The sequence below is a fragment of the Micromonospora sp. AKA38 genome (assembly GCF_027925725.1).
In the GTDB taxonomy this organism is placed as follows: domain Bacteria; phylum Actinomycetota; class Actinomycetes; order Mycobacteriales; family Micromonosporaceae; genus Micromonospora.
The window spans coordinates 810,694-823,011 of sequence record NZ_BNEI01000005.1; the positions used below are offsets into that span (position 1 = coordinate 810,694).

Below are 12,318 nucleotides of genomic sequence, written 5' to 3' on the forward strand. Positions count from 1 at the left end.
ACCCGGTTGCCCGGTACGGCAAACGGAAGAGATCGTGGTGACATTTGTACCGGCCGACCGGGTATCGCCGGCCCTGCCGCCCCACCACCACCGGCTCCTACCGTCTCCGGTGTGGACGACGACGCGGTACGACTGGCCGGGCTCACCCGGCGCTACGGCCCGGTGCGGGCCGTCGACGCACTCGACCTGACCATCCCGACGGGGAGCACGGTCGCCCTGCTCGGCCCCAACGGCGCCGGCAAGACCACCACGCTGGAGATCCTGCTGGGACTTCTCCCGGCCGACGCCGGCACGGCGTCGGTGTTCGGCCGGAAGCCCGCCGAGGCGGTGCGGGCCGGCCGGGTCGGCGCGATGCTCCAGCACGCCGGCTTCGTGCCCGGCGCCACCGTCGGGGACCTGGTCGGGCTGGCCCGGGCGCTGCACGCCCGCCCGCTGGACACCGACCGGATCCTCGACCTGGCCGGCCTCACCGACCTGGCCGAACGCCGGGCGGACCGCCTCTCCGGCGGGGAGGCGCAGCGCGTCCGGTTCGCGTTCGCGCTGGCCGGCGATCCGGACCTGCTGGTCCTCGACGAGCCCACCACCGCGCTCGACGTCGACGCCCGGCGGGCGTTCTGGGCGGCCATCCGGCGGTACGCCGACGACGGCCACACCGTGCTGTTCAGCACCCACCAGCTGCACGAGGCCGACGAGTACGCCGACCGCGTGGTGGTGCTCGCCGCCGGCCGGGTGGTGGCGGACGGGCCACCTGCCCGGATCCGCGCGCTGGCCGGCGCCCGTACCGTCGCCTTCGATCTCGCCGGCGGGCCGGTCGACGGCCTGGCGGAGCTGCCCGCGGTGCGCTCGGTCGAGGTGCGCGGCGAGCGGGTGGTCCTCACCACCACCGACGCCGACGCGACGGTGCTCGCGCTCGCGACCGGCCGGGGCTTCCGGGGCCTGGAGGTCGCCGCCCCCGGCCTGGAGGCCGCCTTCCTCGCGCTCACCTCGACCGGAACGGAGTCCTGACATGCGCGCCTACCTGCGATTCGAGCTGCGGCGGCTGGTCCGGGACCCCCGGCTGACGATGTTCACCGTCCTGGGGCCGGTCGTCACGTACCTGATCTTCTCGCCGCTGGCCGGCGACGACCGGTTGTCCGGCCTCGACGCCGCGACCGCGCTGATGGTCGGCCTGGCCGGCTACGGCGCGGTGGCCGGCGCGCTCACGGTGGCCGGGTCGGTCGCCCAGGAGCGCGCGTCGGGCTGGCTGCGTCAGCTCCGCGTCACCCCGCTGCCACCCGGCCGGGTGCTGGCCGCCAAGGCCCTGACCAGCATGCTCAGCGGCGTGCCGGCGGTCGTCGCGGTGGGCCTCACCGGCGTGCTCCAGCACCACGTCACGCTCTCCGCCGGCCGGTGGGCCGCGCTGGTGGTGCTGCTGTGGGTCGGCACCGCACCCTTCGCGCTGCTCGGGCTCGCCATCGGGTACGGCCTCGCGCCGCACCTCGCCCAGCCGGCCGTCTTCCTCGCCTTCCTCACCCTGTCCGTGCTCGGTGGCCTGCTCGTGCCGGTGGCCTACTTCCCGGACGCGCTGCGGCACCTGGCGCACGCGCTGCCCACGTACCGGTTCGCCGAACTGGGCTGGCGGACGGTCGACGGTCGGGCGCCCAGCCCGGTCGGGGTGACGGTGCTGCTGGCCTGGACGGTGGCCTTCGCCGGGTTGGCGACCGGCGCGTACCGTCGCTCGACCGGCCGCCGCTGACGGTCGTACGGTGTCTGCCATGGCCGTCACCGACCCGGACGCCGCCCGGCGGCGACGCGGCATCGCGCTGGTCGCGGCCCACACGCTGTGGTTCTGGCTGCTGGTTCCGCCGGCCGCCGCGATCGCCGGGGGCCGGGTGCGGCCCGCCGCGCCGGCGGCCGTCGGACTGGTCGCGTTCGCGCTGCTCTACCTCGCGTTGGTGGCCGTGCCGGTGGCGTCCCTGCCGGTCCCGCCGACCGTTCGGCGCCTCGGACTGGCGCTGTTCGCGTTGCTCGGCGCCGGCCTGGCCGGCGCGTACGCCGGTGGGCCGGGCGGCTGGCTGATCCTGCTGATGTACGTGGCGGCGGCGGGCGCCGTGACGGTGGCCCGGCCGGCGCGGGGCGCCGCCTGGGTCGGCGGTGCGGTCGCGGCGGTTCCGGTGATCGGCGCGGCTCGGGGCGCGCCGGTCGCCGACACCGCGCAGACCGCGCTGATCACCATGCTCGCCGGCGCCATGACGCTGGCGTTCGCCCGGATGGCGCAGCTCGTCGACGAGCTGCGCCGGACCCAGCGGGAGCTGGCCCGTTCGGCGGTCAGGCAGGAACGGCTCCGGTTCGCCCGGGACCTGCACGACCTGCTCGGGCACACGCTGTCGTTGGTGGTGGTGAAGGCGGAGGTGGCCCGCCGCCTGGCCCGGACCGACCCGGACCGGGCGGCGACGGAGGCCGCGGACATCGAGCGGATCGGCCGGACCGCGCTGGCCGAGGTCCGCGAGGCGGTCACCGGCTACCGGGACCACAGCTTCGGCCGGGAGTTGGCCAACGCCCGGGTCGCCCTGGCCGACGCGGGGATCGCGGTGACGGTACGCCACAGCGGTGACCCGCTCGGCGTGGCCGCCGACGACGTGTTCGGCTGGGTGCTCCGCGAGGCGGTGACGAACGTGCTGCGGCACAGCCGGGCGTCCCGGTGCGAGATCGCGCTCCACACCGGACGCGACGGGTCGGTGCTGACCGTGCGGGACGACGGCGTCGGCGGCCGGCCCGGGTTCGGCAACGGGCTGCGTGGACTCGCCGAGCGGCTGGGTCGGGCCCGGGGCACGCTGGACGTCGGACCGGCGCCCGGCGGCGGCCTGTTGCTCACCGCCCGGATCGATCGTCGACCGGCCGCGGCGGTGCCGGCGTGATCCGGCTGCTCCTCGCCGAGGACCAGGGCATGATGCGGGGCGCGTTGGCCCTGCTGCTGAACCTCGAACCCGACCTCGAGGTGGTGGCCGAGGAGAGCACCGGGGCGGGCGCGGTGGCGGCGGCCCGGCGGACCCGGCCGGACGTGGCGCTGCTCGACATCGAGATGCCCGACGGCACCGGTCTGGATGCCGCCGCCGCGCTGCGCACCGAGGTGCCCGACTGCCTGGTGCTCATCCTCACCACGTTCGGCCGCCCCGGCTACCTCCGCCGGGCGATGGAGGCCGGCGCCCGGGGATTCCTGGTGAAGGACGGGCCGGTGGCGGAGTTGGCGGCGGCGGTCCGGCGGGTGCTGGCCGGCGAGCGGGTGATCGACCCGGCGTTGGCGGCGGCGGCGCTGTCGGCCGGCCCCGATCCGCTGACCGACCGGGAACGCGCGGTGCTGGCCACCGCCGAGGACGGGGCCACCGTCGCCGACATCGCCGCCGAGCTGCACCTGTCGGAGAGCACGGTCCGCAACTACCTGTCGGCGGCGATCGGCAAGACCGGCACCCGCAACCGGATCGAGGCGGCGCGCACCGCGCGGGCGAACGGTTGGCTCTGACGACCGGCGGTCAGGGCCCCGGGCGAATCTCCATCTCGGCCACCAGGCCGTCGACGAGGCGGTAGACGTGCGTGACGGTATGGTCCGCCAGTTCGACGCCGGCCCGGTCCCGCACCACCTGGCGGACCGACACGGCGACCCGGCCGTCGGGCTCCACCGTGAAGGCGGTCGGCGTCACCGACGGGTCGAGTTCGGCCCACTGCCGCCGCCAGTAGTCGCCCACCTCGGCCCGGCCCCGGAGCACCCCACCCTCCCAGCCGTTGGGCCAGGAGACGTCCGGCGTCATGGCCGCCAGCAGGGTCGGCACGTCGCGTTCGTTGAACGCCGCGTAGAGCGCCGTGAGCCGGGCCGGTGCCGCGTCGGATCCGAGGGTCGTCATCCCCCGAGTGTGGCCCGCGCGGACCGGTTGCGGCCGGTGACTTCGCGCTGGGCAGAACGTCGGTCGACGACGTCGCGCCGGCCAGGAACTCAGCCGTCGGCGAGGAGCCGGTCGCGGACCTCGCGGCGCAGGATCTTGCCGATCTGGGAGCGGGGCAGGCCCTCGACCACCACGACCCGGCGGGGCACCTTGTAGCCGGCCAGGTGGGCGCGGCAGGCGGTGCGGATCGCCTCCGGGGTGCCGGCCACGGCGGGGTCGAGCACCACGGCGGCGACGACCTCCTCGCCGTCCGCGGTGGGCACGCCCACGGCGGCGGCTTCGACCACGCCGGGGACGCGGCGCAGCGCGTCCTCCACCTCGGACGGGTAGACGTTGAAGCCGCCGGTGATGATGAGTTCCTTGATCCGGTCGACCACTGTCAAGAAGCCGTCGGCGTCCATGGTGACGATGTCGCCGGTGCGCAGCCAGCCGCCGGGCAGCAGCACCTTCGCCGTCTCGTCGGGCCGGTTCCAGTAGCCGGTGAACACCTGCGGGCCGCGTAACAGCAGCTCGCCGGCCTCGCCGGGGGCACGGTCGCGGCCCGGGTCCTCGGGGTCGACGATGCGCACCTCGGTGGACGGGAACGGCACCCCGACCGTGCCGGGCCGGCGGGTCGACGCGACCGGGTTGCCCAGCGTGATCGGGGACGTCTCGGTCATGCCGTAGCCCTCGACCAGCAGCCCGCCGGTCACCGACTCCCACAGCTCCACGGTGGCCGGCGGCAACGCCATCGCGCCGGAGATGGCGTACCGGATCGAGGTGAGGTCGACGCCGCGCTCGCGGGCGGCGGTGGCCAGCCGCGCGTAGACCGGCGGCACGGCGGGCAGGAAGGTCGGCGGGCGACGGCGGGCCGCGTCGAGCACCTGGTCGGCGTCGAAGCGGGGGAACAGCACCAGCGTCGCCCCGATGCCGACGGCGAAGGTGAGGCAGAGCGTCAGGCCGTAGGCGTGGAACAGCGGCAGCACCGCGTACACGGTCTCCGCGCCGTCGCGCAGGCCGGGCACCCAGGCCCGGCCCTGCGCGGCGTTGGCCCGCAGGTTGCGGTGGGTGAGCACGGCGCCCTTCGGCACGCCGGTGGTGCCGCCGGTGTACTGGAGCAGCGCCACGTCGTCGACGCCCGGGCCGGGATGCGCGGCGGGCAGCGGTTCGGCGGCGCCGACCAGCTCCGACCAGGCGCGCGCGCCGGGCGCGGGGCCGGTCATGGCCGCGCGGGCGGCCCGGACCTTCGGCAGCGGCAACCGCAGCGCCCACCGCTTGAGCCGGGGCAGCGCCGCGGTCAGGTCGACCGAGACCACGGTACGCATGGCGCCGCGGCCCGCCACCAACGGCGCGACCTTGTCCCACGCGATCGCGACGGTGGCGCCGTGGTCGGTGAGCTGCCGGTCCAACTCGTCGGCGGTGTACAGCGGGTTGTGTTCGACGACCACCGCGCCGAGGCGCAGCACCGCGTAGAACGCGACCACGTGCTGCGGGCAGTTCGGCAGCACCAGCGCCACCCGGTCACCCGGTCGGACGCCGAGTCGGCGCAGCGCCTCGGCGGCGCGGGCCACCTGGTCGGCGAGTTCGGTGAAGGTGGTGGTGGCGCCGTAGAAGTCGAGCGCCACCCGGGGCCCGAACCGGCCGGCCGCGTCGGTGAGCAGGTCGACGAGGGAGCCGTCCGGTTCCGGGACCTCGGCCGGCACGCCCGGGGCGTAGCTGCGGGTCCAGGGCCGCCGGTCGGTCGCGTCCATCGCCGTCTCTCCTCGCTGCGCGGATGACGGCCTCAGCCTAACTTAACCGGCCGGTAACCTACGTTGGCGTAGGTTGCCGGGCTCGTCACATCAGCGGTGCGACGCCGAGTGCCGGTGCGCTATCCGCCGGGTCTTCACGATCGCGAAGATGACGACCGCGGCCAGCGCGACCACGCCGATGATGATGAGCCAGCGGACCGCCTCCAGCAGCAGCCCGAGCAGGATGAGCACGCCGGCGACCACGCCGACCACCCAGAGCAACGCGCGCATGTCGGTGCCTCCCGTCTCCTCCGGTCGGCCGCGCGCTTTCCCGCTTCCCGGCCCGGCATGCCCGGCCGGACCTGCCGTCGGCGGACGGTCAGCGCCGGGCCACGTAGACGGTGTTCGCCGCCTCCCGCCCCTGCAACGGGTTGGGGAACCGGACGACGTGCGCCACCGAGGTCGGGAACACCTCGGTCAGCGTGCGCTGGAACGCCGGATCCGGCGGGTCGTTCGACCAGAGCGCGAAGACGCCCTCCGGGTGCAGCAGCGCGGCCAGCCGGCGCAGCCCGTCGACCGTGTAGAACGGCGCATGGTCGGGGTGCAGCACGTGCCGGGGGGAGTGGTCCACGTCGAGCAGCACCGCGTGGAACCGCCGCCCGGGCTCGTCCGGGTCGAAGCCGCCGCCGGCCACCGCGGCGAAGAAGTCGGCCCGCACGAACCGGGTACGCGGATCCGCGGCCAGGCCGGCGGCGAACGGCAACAGCTCCTGCCGGTGCCAGTCGATCACGTCCTCGATCGCCTCGACCACCAGCAGCGAGCGCACCCGGGGGTCGGCCAGCGCGGTGCGCGCGGTGTAGCCGAGCCCGAGCCCGCCGACCACCACGTCCAGCGTCTCCCCGGGCAGCGGGGCCAGCCCCAGCCGGGCCAGCTCGATCTCCGCGACCGGGAACGCGCTGGACATGAGGTACTCGTCGCCGAGCTTCACCTCGTACACGTCGGCGTCCAGCGCCGGGTCGCGACGCCGGCGCAGGCTGATCTCCCCGATCGGCGTCTCCCGCCAGGCCAGTTCCTCGAAACGCGTGCCCACCCGGTGTCCCCTCCGCCGATCCGTTCCCGGATGCTACCGGCCGACCGCGACCCGGCCGGCGGGAACGGGCCGGTCCGGCCGCCTCGGTCGGCGGATCCGCCTCAGTCGGCGGGTCGGGTGGCCACCACCACGGTGTCCAGCGCGTCGACCGTGCCGCCGTCGGCGGTCGGCACCGGCCGGCGGGCCGTCTCGGCGCGCCCGATGCGCAGCCCGGCCAGCCCGTCGACCACCGCCTCCGGGGTGAGCAGCACGCTCGCGTCCTGCGGACCGCCGGTGCCGGCGTCGAGGTTGGCCAGGTCGTGACCGACCACCACCAGCGTGCCGCCCGGGCGCAGCGCCGACCGGGCCGCCGCGAGCACCCCGGCGAAGTCGGCGGCGGGCAGGTGCAGATAGCTGATCAGCACCAGGTCGTAGCTGCCCGGCACCGGCCGGTACGCGGTCACGTCGGCCACCCGCCAGTCGACCGTGACGGCCCGCGCGGCGGCCAGCTCACGCCCCCGCTCCACGGCCACGGCCGAGAAGTCGACCGCGTTGACCCGCCAGCCCTGCCCGGCCAGCCACACCGCGTTGCGCCCCTCGCCGGCGGCGACGTCCAGCGCGGAGCCGGGGCTCAGCCCGGACACCGACTCGACCACGAAACGGTTGGGTTCAGCGCTCCACACCAGTCCCGACGCGTTGGCGTACCGTTCGTCCCAGGCGCTGCTGTCCACTGTGTCCCCTCCTTCGGCGGCCCCACACCGCCACCGTGACCGTACCGGCTGCGGCAAGGATGACCAGTCCGAGTCCCGCGAGCGGCGGCAACTGCCGGACCAGCACGAACCCGCCCATCGCCACCACGAACCAGCCGAACGACAGGCGGAGCACGTGCTCCGGGATCCGGCCGGCGAGCCGCCCACCGAGCAGGCTGCCGACGATCGCGGCGACGGTGACGGCCGCGGCCAGCGCCCAGTCGATCCGCACGCTGGACAGGTAGCCGGCCAGGCCGGCGAACGACTTCATCGCGATGACCACCAGCGACGTGCCCACCGCCACCGGCATCGGCAGGCCGCCGAGCAGCGCCAGCGCGGGCACGACCAGGAACCCGCCGCCGGCGCCGACCAGGCCGGTGACCAGCCCGACGACCACGCCGTCGAGGATCACCCGCAGCGTCGGCAGCTCGCGCGGCGTGGGCCGCCCCTCGACCGGGCGTCGGCCCCGGATCATCGCCGCCGCGGTGGCGAGCATCATCAGCGCGAACGCGGTGAGCAGCACGCTCGCCGGGACGAACCCGGCCAGCCGGCCGCCGGCGTACGCGCCGGTCATGCCGGCCACGCCGAAGATCAGCCCGGTGCGCCAGCGGACCCGGTGGGCGCGGGCGTGCGGCAGCACGCCGACCGCGCTGGTGGCGCCCACGACGAGCAGCGAGGTGGCGATGGCCTCCTTGGTGGGCAGACCGGCGACGTAGACCAGCAACGGCACGGCGAGGATCGACCCGCCGCCGCCGAGCAGGCCCAGGCTCACGCCGATCAGCACCGCGCCGGCCAGCGTGAGCACCAGCGCGGTCACGACCGCCGCCCGGCGTCGTCGCGGAGCCGGCCGACGACGGTGTCCAGGTCGCAGCTCGCACCCCGGTTGTACGGCAACCGGCCGAGCAGCATGCCCATGGCGCAGGTGTTCGAGACCGCCGCGACGGTGAGACCGGCGCCGATGGCGCCCGCGACCCACTTCAGGCCCGGCACGAACACCGAGCCGAGCACGCCGGCCAGCACGATCGAACCGGCGACCAGGCGGACCTGACGCTCCAACTCCCAGCGCGGCCGGCCCTTGACGACCGGGGCGCTCGCGGCCTGCCAGGCCAGCATGCCGCCGTCGAGCACCCGGAGGTTGGGCAGGCCGACGGTGGCCAGCGCCCGCTCCGCCTGGCCGGCGCGGGCGCCGGAGCGGCAGATCAGCACCACGTCCTCGTCCAGGTGGGCGCGCAGCTCCGCGCGGTGCTCCCGGAGCAGGTCCAGCGGCACGTTGTAGGCGCCGGGGATGTGCGTGGCCTGGAACTCGCCCGGGGTGCGGACGTCCAGCAGCCGGGGCGCGCGGCCGGCGGCGATCAGCTCGCCCAGCGTCGCCGCGTCGACGGTCGACGGGTTGGTGGTGGTCATGTCTGTTCTCCTTCGGTGGTTTGCGGGCAGGGGTCGTCGCCGGCCGGCGCGTCGCGCGCCGGCCGGGCAGGGTGGCGGGGACGGTCAGCCGGCCGGGGCCATCCGGACGCCGGCCGACTCGGCGCGGCCGAACGCGTCGTCGATCAGCACCACGTCGCGGCCGGCGTTGGCCAGCAGGGACGCGGCGGCGGTGGCCCGGTAGCCGGAGCCGCAGTGCACCCAGACCGTCCCGGCGGGCAGGTCGGTGAGCCGTCCGGGCAGGTCGGGCAGGGGGACGTGCACCGCGCCGTCGACGTGCCCGGCCCGCCACTCGTTGGTCATGCGGACGTCGAGCACGACCTGCGGGGCGGGCAGTCCGGCCGGGATGTGGCCGGCCTGCGCGGCGGCCAACGCCGCGAAGTCGGCCACGGTCAGCTCGCGCAACTCCGCGCGGTCGGTGGCCCACTGCCCGGGGTCGCCGGTGGCCTGCGCGGCCGGCCGGTCGACGCCGATCCGGACCAGCTCCCGCTGGGCGTCGGCGACCTGCTCCGGCGTCTCCGCCAGGAGCGTGATCGGCACGCCCCACTCGATCAGCCAGCCGAGCCACGTCGACATCGGCCCGTCCAGGCCCAGACCGACGGTGCCGGCCAGGTGCGAGGCCGCGTACGCCTTGCGGTGCCGCAGGTCGACCACCCACTCGCCGGCGGCGATCCGGCGGCGCAGCTCACCGGCGTCGGCGCGGGCCACCGGCGTGAGGTCGACCGGGGCGGGGCCGGCGGCGTTGGCCACGCCCATGTGCGCGTAGTAGGCCGGGTAGGCGTCCAGGCCGGCGAGCGTCTCGGTGACGAACCGGTCGGCGGCCAGCCGCAGCACCGGGTTGGCCGCCTTCTCCCGGCCGATGGTCGACTCCGGGGCGTCGGCCTGGCGGGCCGAGCAGAAGCTGCCGAAGCCGTGCGTGGGCCACACCTGCGCGCCGTCGGGCAGCAGGTCGACCAGCTTGCGGGCGGAGGCGTGCTGGTGGTGGGCCAGCTCGTGGGCGTGCCGCTGGCCGAGCAGGTCGGTGCGGCCGGTGGTGCCGAACAGCAGCGACCCGCCGGTGAACACGCCGGCCGGGGTCCAGCCGCCGCCGCCCGCCTCGTCCAGCACGTACGACAGGTGGTGGAAGGTGTGGCCGGGGGTGCCGACCACCCGCAGCCGCAGGCCGTCCGACACCGGCACCACGTCGCCGTCGGTCACCGGCATCCGGTCGAAGCCGACCTCGTCGGCGGCGGACACCAGGTAGTGGGCGCCGGTGATCCGGGCCAGCTCCAGGCCACCGGAGACGTAGTCGTTGTGCAGGTGCGTCTCCACCACGTGGGTGATCCGCACTCCCCGCGCGCCGGCCAGGTGCAGGACGCGGTCGATGTCGCGCTGCGGGTCGACCACGACCGCCACCCGGCCGTCGGACGCCAGGTAGCTGCGGTCGCCGAGCGAGGACGTCGCGATGACTGTCACCTCGGTGCTCACGTGCGTTCTCCTCTCCTCGTCCCCACATACCCCCGGGGGTATGTGGGAGGCAGACTCCGGCCCGGTTCCGGGCGCGGATTACCCGCCCGCGTCGCGATCAGGCGGCGCGGGCGGAAGTCGGTGGGTCAGGCCAGGGCGAGGAAGAGCTTCTCCAGCTCCTCCTCGGTCATCTCCGGCTCCTCGCCCGCCCGGCGGGCGGCGCCGCAGTGGCGCATGCCGGAGGCGATGATCTTGAAGCCGGCCCGGTCGATGGCCTTGGAGACGGCGGCGAGCTGGGTCAGCGCGGCGCGGCAGTCCTCGCCGTTCTCCATCATCTCGATCACGGCGTTGAGCTGCCCCCGGGCCCGCTTGAGTCGGGTCAGCGCGTCACTGGTCATCTCGGGTCGAAGCTTCACGTCCCACCTCCTGCCCCCGACCATACCCCCGGGGGTACCCAACCTGCCACCGTCCCTGCCGCCCGGGGGCAACGCAGGGTGGGCGGGGGATCGACGGAGCGCTTATCCTGTGCGGCGACTATCCCGGTGGAGGGGCCCGATGGCGTCGCGGCAGGACCAGCTGCACTCGTACCAGTTCACCGTGCAGCGGGCGGTCGCCGCACTGGTGATGCGGGAGACCGATCCGGCGCAGTCGCCGTTCCGCCGGTTGGCCGGCGCCGGCCTGGCCAGCGTGCTGGTCGCGGTGATCGCGCTCGGCGGAGTGGCGTTGTACGGCCTGTTCACCGGCGGCGGCAGCTCCTGGCGGGACACCGGTGCGGTGATCGTGGAGAAGGAGTCCGGCGCCCGGTTCGTCTACCGCGACGAGAAGCTGCACCCGGTGCTCAACTACGCCTCGGCCCTGCTGATCATCGGGGCGGAGCGGCCGAAGACCGTGCTGGTCACCCGCCGGGCCATCGACGGGGTGCCCCGTGGGCTGCCGCTCGGCATCGCCGACGCGCCGGATTCGCTGCCCGCGCCGAACCGGCTGGTCGGCGACGGCTGGACGCTCTGCTCGTCGGTGACCGTGGAGCCGGGCCGGCCCGAGGCCCGCTCGGCGCTGTTGATCGGGCGGGCCGCGGCCGGTGGGCGGGCGCTCGGCGACCAGGGCCTGCTGGTCCGCCACCCGGACGGCGGCCTGCACCTTCTCTGGCACGACCGGCGGTACCTGCTGCGCGACACCGACCGGGTGCTCGCCGCGCTGGCCGCCACCCGGGAACGGGCCGTCCCCGTCGCGGCGGCGTTGCTCAACACCGTGCCGGCCGGCGCCGACCTGGTCCCACCGCCGGTGGGCGCGCTCGGCGCTCCCTCGGCACGGGTCCCCGACGCCGCCGTGGGCGACGTCTACCTGGTGCGCAACTCCGGCGGCGGCCGGCAGTACGCGGTGGTGGCGCGCGACGGGCTGGCCGGCATCACCGAGTTGCAGGCCGCGCTGCTGCTGGCCCGCACCGGGCAGGGCGAGCCGGCGCCGATCACGCTCGGCCGGTTCGCGGCGCTGCCGAAGCTGCCCGACCTGGTGCCGGCCGGGCCCGCCGCGCCGCCCGCCGTGCCGCCCCGGCTCGCCACCGCCGATCCGGGCGCGCTCTGCGCGCGGGCCGGTGACGACACCGGCGTACGCGAGATCCGGCTCGGCGTCACCGCACCGGACCCGGCCGCCGCCGCGCGTACCGCCGGGGGTCGGGGTGGGCTCGCCGACCAGGTCGTGGTGGAGCCCGGGCGCGGCGCGCTGGTGGAGGCGGTGGCCGCCCCGGGCGCGACCGGCGGCACCGTGTGCGTGGTCACCGACCTGGGCCGGCGGTACGCGCTGGCCGGCGCGGACGTGCCGGGCATGCTCGGCTACTCCGGGGTGCGGCCGGTGCGGCTGCCGGCGGGACTGGTGGACCTGCTGCCGGCCGGCAGCCCGCTCGATCCGGCAGCGGCCCGTGCCGTGGCCGCCCCGGCCTGACCGGGCGGAACCCGGGCGCGGCTCGGGCCGGCGCGAGTCAGGCCGGGCGTACCCGAGGCCGGCGCGAC

The 12,318-nt window shown here is 75.9% G+C and carries 14 protein-coding genes; 5 read left to right on the forward strand and 9 right to left on the reverse strand.

What is annotated here, in order from left to right:
* Positions 1–111: 111 nt before the first annotated feature.
* Genes TPA0908_RS21050 through TPA0908_RS21065 form a run of 4 tightly spaced genes read left to right on the forward strand, consistent with a single transcriptional unit; the run spans position 112 to position 3,499 of the window.
* Positions 112–1,005: an ABC transporter ATP-binding protein gene (locus TPA0908_RS21050; protein ID WP_281940472.1), complete on the forward strand. Its 894-nt coding sequence runs from the start codon at positions 112–114 to the stop codon at positions 1,003–1,005.
* A 1-nt stretch (position 1,006) separates the two neighbouring features.
* A complete protein-coding gene (locus tag TPA0908_RS21055; protein ID WP_281940474.1) occupies positions 1,007–1,735 on the forward strand; it encodes an ABC transporter permease in 729 nt (242 codons plus the stop codon).
* A gap of 19 nt (positions 1,736–1,754) precedes the next feature.
* The gene (locus TPA0908_RS21060; RefSeq protein WP_281940475.1) at positions 1,755–2,897 is read left to right on the forward strand and encodes a sensor histidine kinase; all 1,143 of its coding nucleotides are present in this window, start codon (positions 1,755–1,757) and stop codon (positions 2,895–2,897) included.
* Positions 2,894–3,499 (forward strand): response regulator transcription factor, encoded by a 606-nt coding sequence (locus TPA0908_RS21065; protein ID WP_281940477.1) that lies wholly within the window; start codon positions 2,894–2,896, stop codon positions 3,497–3,499. Before TPA0908_RS21060 ends, TPA0908_RS21065 begins: the two co-directional genes overlap by 4 nt.
* 10 nt (positions 3,500–3,509) lie before the next feature.
* On the opposite strand, the gene TPA0908_RS21070 is transcribed toward TPA0908_RS21065, so the two are convergent.
* The 9 genes from TPA0908_RS21070 to TPA0908_RS21110 form a co-directional block, all read right to left on the reverse strand.
* Positions 3,510–3,878: a nuclear transport factor 2 family protein gene (locus TPA0908_RS21070; protein WP_281940479.1), complete on the reverse strand. Its 369-nt coding sequence runs from the start codon at positions 3,876–3,878 to the stop codon at positions 3,510–3,512.
* A gap of 89 nt (positions 3,879–3,967) precedes the next feature.
* Entirely contained in the window at positions 3,968–5,647 is a 1,680-nt protein-coding gene (locus tag TPA0908_RS21075) for a long-chain-fatty-acid--CoA ligase (RefSeq protein ID WP_281940481.1), read from the reverse strand.
* A gap of 90 nt (positions 5,648–5,737) precedes the next feature.
* A complete protein-coding gene (locus tag TPA0908_RS21080; protein ID WP_281940483.1) occupies positions 5,738–5,917 on the reverse strand; it encodes a hypothetical protein in 180 nt (59 codons plus the stop codon).
* Between the two features lie 88 nt (positions 5,918–6,005).
* A complete protein-coding gene (locus TPA0908_RS21085) occupies positions 6,006–6,716 on the reverse strand; it encodes a polyamine aminopropyltransferase (RefSeq protein ID WP_281940484.1) in 711 nt (236 codons plus the stop codon).
* Positions 6,717–6,817: 101 nt separating this feature from the next.
* A complete protein-coding gene (locus tag TPA0908_RS21090; RefSeq protein WP_281940486.1) occupies positions 6,818–7,426 on the reverse strand; it encodes a class I SAM-dependent methyltransferase in 609 nt (202 codons plus the stop codon).
* On the reverse strand, positions 7,365–8,261 hold the full coding sequence (locus TPA0908_RS21095) for a sulfite exporter TauE/SafE family protein (protein ID WP_281940488.1): 897 nt from the start codon (positions 8,259–8,261) through the stop codon (positions 7,365–7,367). Before TPA0908_RS21095 ends, TPA0908_RS21090 begins: the two co-directional genes overlap by 62 nt.
* Positions 8,258–8,848 (reverse strand): rhodanese-like domain-containing protein, encoded by a 591-nt coding sequence (locus TPA0908_RS21100; RefSeq protein WP_281940489.1) that lies wholly within the window; start codon positions 8,846–8,848, stop codon positions 8,258–8,260. The genes TPA0908_RS21095 and TPA0908_RS21100 overlap by 4 nt, the downstream gene beginning before the upstream one ends.
* An 84-nt stretch (positions 8,849–8,932) precedes the next feature.
* Positions 8,933–10,333 (reverse strand): MBL fold metallo-hydrolase, encoded by a 1,401-nt coding sequence (locus TPA0908_RS21105; RefSeq protein ID WP_281940491.1) that lies wholly within the window; start codon positions 10,331–10,333, stop codon positions 8,933–8,935.
* A 125-nt stretch (positions 10,334–10,458) separates the two neighbouring features.
* Positions 10,459–10,728, reverse strand: coding sequence for a metal-sensitive transcriptional regulator (locus TPA0908_RS21110; RefSeq protein WP_281940493.1), 270 nt, complete (start codon positions 10,726–10,728; stop codon positions 10,459–10,461).
* A gap of 139 nt (positions 10,729–10,867) precedes the next feature.
* Between TPA0908_RS21110 and eccB the strand changes: the two genes are divergently transcribed.
* Positions 10,868–12,250: a type VII secretion protein EccB gene (gene eccB / locus TPA0908_RS21115; RefSeq protein WP_281940495.1), complete on the forward strand. Its 1,383-nt coding sequence runs from the start codon at positions 10,868–10,870 to the stop codon at positions 12,248–12,250.
* The last annotated feature ends 68 nt before the right edge of the window (positions 12,251–12,318 follow it).

What these genes read in the sequence shown, in the direction of transcription:
- TPA0908_RS21055 (WP_281940474.1), top strand. Translation starts at nt 1,007, where the DNA reads ATGCGCGCCTACCTGCGATTCGAGCTGCGGCGGCTGGTCCGGGACCCC.
- TPA0908_RS21080 (WP_281940483.1), bottom strand. Translation starts at nt 5,917, where the DNA reads ATGCGCGCGTTGCTCTGGGTGGTCGGCGTGGTCGCCGGCGTGCTCATC.
- TPA0908_RS21075 (WP_281940481.1), bottom strand. Translation starts at nt 5,647, where the DNA reads ATGGACGCGACCGACCGGCGGCCCTGGACCCGCAGCTACGCCCCGGGC.
- eccB (WP_281940495.1), top strand. Translation starts at nt 10,868, where the DNA reads ATGGCGTCGCGGCAGGACCAGCTGCACTCGTACCAGTTCACCGTGCAG.
- TPA0908_RS21070 (WP_281940479.1), bottom strand. Translation starts at nt 3,878, where the DNA reads ATGACGACCCTCGGATCCGACGCGGCACCGGCCCGGCTCACGGCGCTC.
- TPA0908_RS21100 (WP_281940489.1), bottom strand. Translation starts at nt 8,848, where the DNA reads ATGACCACCACCAACCCGTCGACCGTCGACGCGGCGACGCTGGGCGAG.
- TPA0908_RS21060 (WP_281940475.1), top strand. Translation starts at nt 1,755, where the DNA reads ATGGCCGTCACCGACCCGGACGCCGCCCGGCGGCGACGCGGCATCGCG.